Consider the following 11378-nt stretch of genomic DNA (forward strand, 5'->3'; position numbering starts at 1 on the left):
CAATCATATCCTATAACTGTATTTGTTCATATATGGTAAAATGTATCCATCGCTGATATGTCCAACTATGTAATTTTCATAGCAGCAAAATTACAACTAGACTTATACACCATGATTCAAAACAAAATGAAGGAGTGTTTTAAGTGAAAGGACATATTCGAAAAAGAGGAAATAAATATTGTATTGTGGTCGACATTGGACCTGATCCAGAGACAGGAAAAAGAAGACAGAAGTGGTTTTCTGGGTATAAGACAAAAAAAGAAGCACAGGCTGATGTTGCGAAGAAGATTACAGAATTAAATGAAGGAACTTTTATAGAACCGTCTAAAGTTACGTTAAAGGAATATCTAAATCATTGGTTAGAAATTAAAAGTATGAGTATAGAAAGGAGTACCTTTGTCGGCTATAGGGCATTTATCAACCAACATGTTATACCTAGTATAGGAATGGTTGCACTCCATAAATTAAATGTTATGCACATTCAAAAATGCTATAAAACTGCGATAGATAAAGGTATTGCAAACAATTCTATTCTGCTTATGCATAGAATATTAAAGAGCGCTTTAAATCTAGCTGTAAAACAAAATATTATTTCTCGAAATCCAGCTGCTTTTGCAGAGATACCGAAAAAAGAAAGAACCTCTATCCAGACTTGGACAGAGGAAGAAGTAAAAAAGTTTCTTTTGCATTCACAAGAATCACGATATCACATTGGGTATCTACTTGCAATAACTACAGGTATGCGTATGGGAGAAGTTCTAGGCTTACGATGGCAGGACGTTGATTTTGAAAAACACACCGTTACGATAAACCAAACATCTGGCCATGACAATAAAATCAAAAAAACAGCAAAAACAAATTCATCAAAGCGTACTATTCCTGTACCTAAAGAAACTATAGAATCCTTAAAAAGACATAAGATTTTAATTAATAAAGAGAAATTAAGGTTTGGTTCTGCTTATCAAGATCAAGATTTAATTAATTGTAATGAGTTTGGAAAAATTATAAAAAGAGCACATTTCAGAAAATGTTTCATTAGAGAGACACATAAAGCCGGTATAAAAGAAATTAAATTCCATGATTTAAGACATACACACGCTACTATACTATTGAAACAAGGGGTTAACCCTAAAATTATCAGTGAGCGATTAGGTCATACAGACATTTCAATGACATTAAGTGTGTATTCGCATGTTTTACCGAATATGCAAGAAGAAGCTGTTAAAAACTTCGGTAAAAGTATCTTTGGATAACTTATGTTTGCAAAATGTTTGCATTTTATAAAAATAAGTCAAACAAACGCTGTTATATCAAGGTTCGTTTGACTTAACATCTTATATTCTTGATAAAATCTTCGAATTCCTATTGAAACATTTAATAATGGAATATTCTCGCCTCCGCGCGTTATATATTCGAACCGATATACATAAGCGAAATAATCTTGTGTTTTTTCGTCTTTAATAGGCTCTGACATAGCCTCACAAATATTTTGTGATCTTAGAGGAGAAAAATATATATCTTCTTCGTGTATGTTTTCTAATTGTAAAGGACGTTCACAAAAAATATGTGAAATTAATGCTGGCACCCACTTAGAATATATTTCATTATCATGTAATACTGTTACATTAGAAATTAAATCGTAATGCCATTCATATTTTGGTGGTTCTATTAATTTATTAGGTTTCCAATCATGAATAATTTCATACCAACTTTGGAAAATATAATCAAGTTGTTCTTTTCTAATAGGTTCTTTACATACAATCCATGGTGTATTTTCATTTAATACATATGGATTATGCTGAATAAATAATATATCAGAAAACATATCATATAACCTTTCATTCAATCGTTTCAACTTACTCGTTAATAAAAATGTCTTATAATGTATCTCTACAATATCGAGCCATTCAATAGGAAAATATATAAATGATACACTTTCATTTAAAAGAGGTTCTACTATATTCTCAAATGTTAATAACCGTAGTTTTTCCATGTAATGAATACTTCCTTTCTTCATTTGCTTTGATCATCAAAAAACTAGAAGAAACCGTTACATAATCTAATCAATTAAAACCCGGTTCTTTATAATTTAATAGTTATTCATTTATATAAATAATACATTATAAATAAAAATAATAATTGTTTATCTTCTATATTTTATAAAACACAACATATACATCACCACCTACTAATATTAAATACAATACATTCGAATTATACAATATAAATAGTATATTGTATTTGCAATTTACAATAACTTTACAAAAATAACGATAAAAAAGGTATTGTTCATTCCTATGTTCAACAATACCTTTTTTATCCAATTACTTCTTTTACATCTGTATTCACTGGCCACTTTTCTAAAGTATAAGCCATTTCCCAAAATGAATATTCATATTGGCTGCTAATAATAAAATGCTGTTTCATTCGATTTCGGTCTGCCTCTGTTACTTTTTCAGCTATTGCATCTAATCGTGTAATTTGCTCTTCAACTAAAGTACGGAACCAACCCGATGCAGAAATCCATTCTTTATAAATTGGCTCTTCTGGCTGACGCTCTTTTAAACATTCATAAATTGAGTAGAAATCAATATCATGCCCCGGTTTCGACTCAATAGTAAAAAAATATCTGATTGGTTAAACTCTTGATATTAAGAATGTTTTTATGATTATTTGGTATTAGTGTGTTCTAAATGATAGTGGCTATTATTGAAGATGACATATAAGCGATTATTAAACGATAGTCCTTCTACATCATAGATAGAAAGAATACCGTTTTTTCGTTTAGAGTATTTGTATATACTTCAAAATATTAAGACGCTAGGCATAGATCATGCCCCAAGGTTTGAGAATCTAAAGTATTTGAATAAGAAACTTTACTCCGTTCGTTATAGTTATTCACATCATAATATATTATTATTTCTACCTTAAGAACTGAAAATAGCTATTTAAAAATATGGCTGCTAATTTCAGTTCGATCTTCCTTGCACCCAAGTAGCAATATCATTTATAACATACTCAGGGATATTAGCGGGACTATAATATTCATCCGGTTTACTTAATTCTCCATCTCCTTCTGTAAAGAAGTGATTTAACTTTGGATATAGTCGATAATCAATGTTATCTCTCTCTTTTAATTGTTCTTTCCAATAAGGAATTTCAATTTTTGATAGAACTTGATAGTCTCTTTCTCCTTGAAGAATAAGAAGCGGTGTTTTTTGTTTTTTTGACATTTCTGCTGCTTTAATTTTACGGATAGAATCCCAATATACTGGTGGTCCTAAAGAAAAACCCTTTGGCGGATTCTGACTAGAGAAATTAGGATCCTTTAATAATTCAAACTGCGATTTGTAAAATTTATATTCTTCTGGTTTCATTTCTCCAATAGAAAGACGATACTCCAGTTGATCTAAAACATTGTCTGTGAATGCCTTGCCCGCTCCTCCCATCACAATTGCCCCAGCAATATTTTGATTTTGATTTTTTTCAATTATCCTCGGAATCATCATTCCACCTTGACTATGACCAAGAATATAAATTTGATTCTTATCTATCATAGGTTCATTTTGAAGAAAATGAGTCACAAGAAGTGCATCATCTGTTGTCTCTTTATCAACTGTATAAAAAGGACTAAGTTCTGTTTTCAATCTATGTTCATAGGTTCGTTTATTATAGCGAAGAACAGCAATTCCTTTCGAGGCAAGACCTTCAGCTAAATCACGAAATGGTTTTAAAGCATACGTTGCTGAATCCTGATCGGCTGCTCCAGCTCCATGAACAAGAATAACCGCTGGAAAAGGACCCTTTCCCTTTGGAACAGATAATGTTCCTGGTAATGGAAATGCACCACTTCCAACTACTACTTCTTTATCAACAAATGATTTAGGATTACTATATGATGGCCGATCTGCAACAGGACTAAACGGCATACTGAGTTGAAAATCATCTATTTTTCCAGATGGATCTAGTTTTATTAGTAAAGGTACAGTAATTTGTTCAAAAACTAAGTTAATCTCTACATTTGTATGAACAGAATTTGTCTCTTTTTGTGTAACTTCTCCAATTTCTATAAAAGAACCTTTTTGTAATTGCGTAGGAAGTTCTTCCCAATAGTTCTTCAACCATTTTTCAGATATTATTTTCTGTAATGATCGAGAAGTTAAATCAAATGCAGATTTATAATCTTCAGTATGCATAGAACAGACAAATGAAAAAGCAGTAGATATAACGGGATTTCCCTCTTCAATATTGTCTATTTTTTTTATATTTGTGTTTGTTTCCTTTAATGTCGATTTAATTTGGTGACTAAACGGATTATTATATGCATTTGGATATAAACTTCTTTTCAATACGTCCTTATTCCGTCCCTCAAACAAGTTTGAATAATCCTCAAAATTTTTAGGTGACATTACTTCCTCCGCATATGAAACCGAAGGAATAGTTATCGCACAAATTGCACTGATAAGTAATAACTTACTACCCATTCTTTTTTTCGTACTCATATATATTAATTCTCCCTTCAAAATTAAAATTTTTAATACAGCATGCCTAGTACTATAAGGTCATAGATATTTTCAAGGCGATTAATAATCTACTTTACGATCCCCCCTAACAGGTTAAAAAACTATTATAAACAAACTTCAATATAAAATGCCTTCGCTCTCTTTTCCACATGTATGTTAACTCTAGAAATTACTTATTTTCTTTAAAACACTCTTGTTACTGGTTTGTTTTTCATATATAAGTCGTACCCTTTTCCCCCTTCGCGCCACTTTATATTTTTATCATATACAATGAAAATCTCTTTTTCCTTACCTATTACTTACAAATTCCTTACATCCGAAATTGCTTTTATAATAGTGCTGCAGGAACCACTGTGCCCGAAAGCGCAAAAAAAGAAACACCAATGTAATTTGCTTTGGTGCTTCTTTTTCAGGCTTTAAATTTTGATTATTTTTCTTGCTATGTAACACAAATTACATTGTGCTATATGATACAATCCTAATGTTGTTAGAATCACTTTTTTAAATGGTAAATTTATACTAGAAGGTACTCATATCCAACAGTTTAAGAAAAAGAAAAGTCTCAAAATAACTAAATGTAGAGACAGAAAATTTTCATTTAAGGATGACTTCAAAACCATTAACTTAAGAAACGGATATTCTTCAGAGCGAAAAATAAAAAGGTTTCTTTCAAAATGTATGGAATTTTTGTTCTGGAGGTATTCATATTTGTTAACTGAATGAGCATGGGCTATTTATCTATATTTTCGTTTTTCATACCATAAATAAAAATACCAGTCGTTATAGACTGGTATTATAAAGCTAATGTTTTTTAATTGATAAATGTAGTATTTTTTACTTTCCAGTCTTCAAGTTTAATGAAAACCCAGAATGAGTAGATTCCTAGAGTGATAATTGATAAGAGCAACCATTTTATCCAATTACCAAACAAGCCTACAGCAGAACCATTGAATTTCATACGGTGCCCGTTAACTACTGTATGATTTATTTTCCAACCATAAACCATACATAAAGCCCAAGGGTAACAAATACCAAGGGTAAAAACTGTAATAAGTACACCAAGGATACTCCAACCAATAAAGCTGAATAATCCACCATCAAAAAATGAGTGGCGACCATTTTTTAATTCAGAACCGATTTCCATAAAAAAACTCCTAACATATATACATTCATAATGACAAAAACAAATTATATCACAATAAAATGGTTTCAGGTCTATAAATCGTAATATAAAGTAAAACAAAAACATCTTACAGAAACAAAGCGCCTTATCTCAAGTTCTTAATTTTGTATACTAGAGCGGTGCATTTAATAAAAATAGTTACATAGTTGTAAAAATTTATAAAGTGGTAAGATTTTTTTATGATTAAGTTTAATTATATGAGAAATATGAAAAAAGAAAGAAGGGCTGATAGAAGCCCTTCTTTTTGGTTCTGGTGCAATAAATTTACTTACGAAAGTCAAAGATCGCATAAATGGTATAGAACATAAAAAAGACATTCGATTGTTGATTTCAAATAAAGTCACAATGTTTATAAAAAGGTGGGATAAATTGTTTCTTTAAATTAAAGGATGCTACATGTGTTTTGATTAAATTTTTTTATAAAAATTGTATAATACTTCACAAATGGATTCCTTTTTTCTCTAATCAATATTCATATGTTACAATAGTACCAGTTGTATCAGTAGTACCATTAAAACCACTAAAACAATTAGAACAACTACCACAACTACCACAGCCACCACAACCGCCACAACCAAAACAACCGAAGCAACCAATACAACGGAATCCACCACAACGAAATCCACCACAGCGACCGCCACAACCGCCACAACCGCCACAACCACCACAACGACCACAACCGCCACAGCGACGAGCATCATCTTCAATATAGTAATATGGATATTGGTTTTGCTGGTCCCAATACACAATATTTCCAGATTGGTAATCATTAAGGCTTAACGCTTGTAGTTCTTGTTGAAACTTATTCATTTTCATGACCTCCGTTTATAAACTTCAACCTTTTCAATGCTTTCCTATATTTCTGTTCGTTAAATCTAAGTAGAAATAGCGCTATAAACTAAGTTCAATACGTACCCCTACAAAATATGACCTATCACTAGATAATGCACCTTGTTCATATACCTATTTTTAGGTTATTTTTCCATAGGCTCATTTTTATAAATTGAAAAAAGACGCACTTAGATTGATGCGTCTTTTTGCGATACTTCTTTTATGAAATCATATACATAGGTATTATCCATACCTATGTATAGCAATACCCCTACTCATTATCCAATGACATCTTCTACTTCTGTATTCACTGGCCACTTTTCTAAAGTATAAGCCATTTCCCAAAATGAATATTCATATTGACTGCTAATAATGAAATGCTGTTTCATTCGCTTACGGTCAGACTCTGTTACGTTTTCAGCGATAGTATCTAATTTTGTAATTTGCTCTTCAACTAGCGTACGGAACCAATCAGATCCATAAGCAGAAATCCATTCGTTATAAATTGGCTCTTCTGGCTGATACTCTTTTAAACGCTCACCAATTTCATAATACAACCAATAGCAAGGTAAAATTGCTGCAATGATATCGCCTAAATGTCCTTCATACGCAGCACGATACATATGTGAAGTATAAGCGTATGCAGTTGGAGCAGGGATAAAATTATCTTTTTCTTCTTGTGTTATCCCTAGTCTCTTCGCAAAGTTCTCATGTAAAGATAATTCCGCCTCGTATGTATTTTGAGCATGGTGTGCCATACGAGCTGTTGTTTCTAATTCCAGTGCTTTTGCAGCTCCTAAAGTTTGTACTCTAGCAAAGTGACTCAAATAATATGAATCTTGAAGCACATAATAGCGAAAACTAGCTAAATCTAACGTTCCTTCACCAAGTTGCTTTACAAAAGGGTGATGAAAACTTGCTTCCCAAATTGAATCTACTTCTTGACGTAATGATTGTGAAAATTTCATTTAAATCCCTCCAATAAAGTATAAAATTTAAGTATTTACCCACAGTTATTAAATCTGTAAAATAAAAAAACTTTCTTTACAAACGTAAAGAAAGTGAAAGTGACAGTATTTATTCATAAAATAGTAATGTCTTCCCACTTCCCTACGCTAGTATTAACCAGATCAGGTACTAAGAGTCTCAAATTCTCGTTTGATCTCAGCCTATAATAGGCCCCCCTAGTGGATAAATATTTAATTTTCGTATTGTATTCATCATAACATACTTCATGTTACTGTCAAAAACATTCATGATACTGCTACTTAAAACCCTTCTTCTTTTCTTACTTTTAATGAAGTGTCAATAATCATATCTAATAGTTTACTATAATGAATACCAGCTGCATCTGCACTTTTCGGTAGTAAACTTGCTTGTGTCATCCCTGGTAATGTATTAACCTCCATTACATATGGAATTCCGTCCTTTACCATCATATCCACCCTTGCATAAACGCTGCATTTCAATGCTTTATAACAAGCCAGTGACGCTTTGTTTACACGTTCCTTCAATTCAGCTGGAAGCTCGATAACTTCTTCAATTGTACTAACATCATCATATTTTGCATTGTAATCAAAGAACTCAGCTGCATGTCGGATTGAAATAATAGGTAACTGTTTTCCATCAAAAATTGAACATGTAATCTCATCACCTTTTATATACTTCTCTATTACTACTTCAGAATCCCATTCAAACACAGTTTCCAGCATTGAAATTAATTCATCTTTATCATATACAATCTTTACCCCAACACTTGATCCACCAGAGTTTGGTTTTACCACTAACGGAAATCCTAACTTATCTAATTCATCAAGATTTAGATCCGCCATTTTTGTAAGTTCAATCCAATCGGGTGTTTCTATACCTTCATAGCGTAAAATCTTTTTCGAAATATTTTTGTCCATACACATACCGCTAGATAACATATTGCTCCCGCTATAAGGAATACCTAAACTTTCAAGCGTGCCTTGAACCGTCCCATCTTCTCCGTATTTTCCGTGTAATGCGAGCAGCGCAAAATCAATGTCTTTCGCTTTTTCGATTAAATCTATTTTTTCATTTAACGTAATTGGTACGATTTCATATTTATTTTTATCTAAATTTGCAATCATTTCATTTCCAGTCATAATTGATACTTGTTTTTCAGAGGATACTCCACCCATAATAACGCCAATTCTCATTTCCTCAACTCCAAATTTCATTTTTTATTGTATCACCGATTATTTTGATTCCACGAACTATTTCTTCTTCTTTCAGACGTGAAAATCCTAATCGAAAAGTAGTCGCTCCTCCTCCATCAGAATAAAAAACATCTCCAGGAGAAAATGTAACCCCTTGCTCATAACACTTTTGTAAAAGTGTGCGGGCATGAATTTTTTCTTCTAACTCTATAAATAAATGAAGTCCACCATCACCGGTCATTCTTTGAAACGGAATGTACTCGTTACACGCCCCAACAGCTAACTCATATTTTTTCTTATAAACTGATCTTGCCTTTTTTAAATATTTTTCAAAATATCCTTCATGTAAATATTGAAATAGAACAGCTTGATCTAACGTAGATGTGTGAATCGTTCTTGCTCTTTTTACACTTTCTAAATGATGAATCAGCTCTTTATCTGCGATGATCCAGCCTACACGTAAGCCAGGGAAAAGTACCTTTGAAAAGCTACTAATATAAATTACATTATTACCAGCGCCAGCAAAAGTTAATAATGGTGCTAAATGTGAACCTGAATAACGTAGCTCTTCATTAAATCCATCTTCTATAATAGGAACCTTATATTTTGAGAATAATCTCATCAGTTCCGTTCTTTTCTCCGAACTCGTAACAATACCGGTTGGATTATGATAGGAAGGAATTAAATATGCGAAATCAAACTCTTTTTCACGCAAACTTTTTTCTACTTCGTTCGTATCGATGCCATCTTCATTCATATTAATTCCGTAAACTTCAAGTCCATGTAAACGGAAAAGCTTCAATGCAGCATGGTGAGTTGGATTCTCACAAATAACCCGCCCTGATTTCTTTGATAACGAGGATAGCACGATGTCTAATCCTTCTGTAAATCCATTTGTAATTAAAATATCTTTGTTCGAAATATCTACACCTTTCATTTCCATATAATGAAGTAGATAATCCATTAACGGTCTATAACCTTTTGCGTATCCGTAGTTTAATACGACATCCCCTTCAATGGACATACGAGTAAGAAAAGCTCTTTTGAAATTTTCCACATCAAATAGCTTTTCGTCCGGAGCAATGCTATTAAAAACAATCATTCCTTTTTCCCAGCGAACACCATGTTTCATTAAATCTAATTCATCCGCTAATAAGGTAACGGTATTAAGTTTATTTTTCCAATCTATTTCAACAGAAGAAGTGTTCGATATATCAACCTTCGCTACAAAATTCCCTTTACCTTTAACTGCATAAATGAGTCCTTCTTGCTCTAAATCCGCATAAGCAGCGAGTACAGTATTTCTGCTCACACTTAGTAATTCACTTAGTTCCCTAGTTGAAGGGATTTTTTGATCCCCGAGCAAATGACCTTTCATAATCATCTTTTTCAAATAATCTTTCAATTGAATATAAACGGGACGATCTTTCACAACTTTAAAATCTTTAAACAATTCCTTACCCCCTGCAATCATTTTTGCATATTTATTTCATTCTCAAAAGGTCCACTACATATGTATTTTTTATAAAGGGCGGTACGGTCTTATAAAGTGGAACTTTAATCAATGGGGCTGATTATCACCCACTGATTATTATCCCTTAGTAACAGGCATTTTACTGCCTATTACTAAGGGATAAATCTTTGCGGTATAAGTTAATTACATCTTTTAAAGCTGCTGCTGCGGCTCCGCGTGGATTGGAAGCACCACCAATTGTAGTAACTTGCCCCATCGTATCTGTAAAGAACGTAATTCCTTTTTCTGTCCCATTTACTTTTGCTAGCGGATGATCTTTATCTATTTCGTACGGTTCCACATGAAGAACCACTTTACCGTCCTTATCCTTATATGCTGAAGCTATTAATTTAATATATTTATTTTGTTCTTTAGCATTTCGAATTTGTTGTTTTGTAACATGTTCGATTCCTTTTATATGTATATCAGTAAGCGTATTTTCTGTTCCCATTAAACTATTTGTCAAAATTAACAATTTACACGCACTATCAGAACCACTTACATCTAATATTGGGTTCGTTTCAGCAATCCCTTTACTTTGCGCTTCTTTCAGTGCTTCTTCAAACGTAATATCTTCCTCATTCATTTTCGTAAGAATATAATTTGTTGTCCCGTTTAATATTCCTTCTATTTTTTCAATATGGCAACCAGCTAAACTAAAGTGACCAATATCAAGTGTCGGTAATGCGGCCGCAGTTGCACCACTATATCGAATTCGTACATTTGCGATTTTTGCTGCTTCATTTAGTTCTCTCCAGTTTGTAACGAGTGCGCCTTTTGAAATTGCGACAATATCCATATGTTTCTCAATCGCTTGTTTTATATATTGTTTTCCTGGATTTCCATCTTTAAGGTTTGTAACTGTTGATTCTACTAATACAGTTCCACTTATGCTAGTTGTTGCTCGTTCCTCTGGATGATGTTCAATGTATTCTTCAATTGCAGCGCTACCGCCACCGTACGTTAATAAGTGATGAATAGATAATCCATCCTCATTATGTATTGCAACATTTCTACCTAATACAGCGCTTACCACTAAATCTATTCCATATGATTCATTTATATATAAATATTTTTCATTTAATAATTTTATAAACTCTCTTCCTACTGTCCCATATCCTGATAATACAACTTGAACTTTCATA

At 32.5% G+C, this 11378-nt stretch carries 8 protein-coding genes, 2 pseudogenes and 1 riboswitch; of the genes and pseudogenes, 1 reads left to right on the forward strand and 9 read right to left on the reverse strand.

Going from position 1 to position 11378, the window contains the following annotated elements; genetic code table 11:
• Positions 1 to 143 precede the first annotated feature (143 nt).
• Positions 144 to 1253 carry a site-specific integrase gene (locus tag FS802_RS00845; RefSeq protein WP_144524792.1) on the forward strand — a complete coding sequence of 370 codons (1110 nt, stop codon included), beginning with the start codon at positions 144 to 146 and terminating at the stop codon, positions 1251 to 1253.
• An 83-nt stretch (positions 1254 to 1336) separates the two neighbouring features.
• Here FS802_RS00845 and FS802_RS00850 read toward each other — a convergent pair.
• The 9 genes and pseudogenes from FS802_RS00850 to FS802_RS00890 form a co-directional block, all read right to left on the reverse strand.
• A pseudogene (locus FS802_RS00850) lies at positions 1337 to 1993 on the reverse strand (pPIWI_RE module domain-containing protein); the annotation flags it as partial.
• Between the two features lie 323 nt (positions 1994 to 2316).
• Positions 2317 to 2586, reverse strand: a pseudogene (locus FS802_RS00855) (thiaminase II/PqqC family protein); the annotation flags it as partial.
• A gap of 383 nt (positions 2587 to 2969) precedes the next feature.
• Entirely contained in the window at positions 2970 to 4502 is a 1533-nt protein-coding gene (locus tag FS802_RS00860; RefSeq protein ID WP_144524793.1) for an alpha/beta hydrolase, read from the reverse strand.
• An 832-nt stretch (positions 4503 to 5334) separates the two neighbouring features.
• A complete protein-coding gene (locus FS802_RS00865) occupies positions 5335 to 5667 on the reverse strand; it encodes a DUF898 family protein (RefSeq protein ID WP_000402399.1) in 333 nt (110 codons plus the stop codon).
• Between the two features lie 504 nt (positions 5668 to 6171).
• Positions 6172 to 6516: a heterocycloanthracin/sonorensin family bacteriocin gene (locus tag FS802_RS00870; protein WP_144524794.1), complete on the reverse strand. Its 345-nt coding sequence runs from the start codon at positions 6514 to 6516 to the stop codon at positions 6172 to 6174.
• A 299-nt stretch (positions 6517 to 6815) separates the two neighbouring features.
• The gene (gene tenA / locus FS802_RS00875; RefSeq protein ID WP_098654030.1) at positions 6816 to 7505 is read right to left on the reverse strand and encodes a thiaminase II; all 690 of its coding nucleotides are present in this window, start codon (positions 7503 to 7505) and stop codon (positions 6816 to 6818) included.
• Positions 7506 to 7627: 122 nt separating this feature from the next.
• A riboswitch (TPP riboswitch) is annotated at positions 7628 to 7733 on the reverse strand.
• A gap of 72 nt (positions 7734 to 7805) precedes the next feature.
• A complete protein-coding gene (ddlB, locus tag FS802_RS00880) occupies positions 7806 to 8720 on the reverse strand; it encodes a D-alanine--D-alanine ligase (protein ID WP_098654058.1) in 915 nt (304 codons plus the stop codon).
• A gap of 4 nt (positions 8721 to 8724) precedes the next feature.
• Entirely contained in the window at positions 8725 to 10173 is a 1449-nt protein-coding gene (gene pdxR, locus FS802_RS00885) for a MocR-like pyridoxine biosynthesis transcription factor PdxR (RefSeq protein WP_144524795.1), read from the reverse strand.
• 160 nt (positions 10174 to 10333) lie between these two features.
• Entirely contained in the window at positions 10334 to 11377 is a 1044-nt protein-coding gene (locus FS802_RS00890) for a homoserine dehydrogenase (protein ID WP_098654032.1), read from the reverse strand.
• Position 11378 lies beyond the last annotated feature (1 nt).

The organism is Bacillus sp. DE0042, from assembly GCF_007680225.1.
GTDB lineage: Bacteria > Bacillota > Bacilli > Bacillales > Bacillaceae_G > Bacillus_A > Bacillus_A wiedmannii.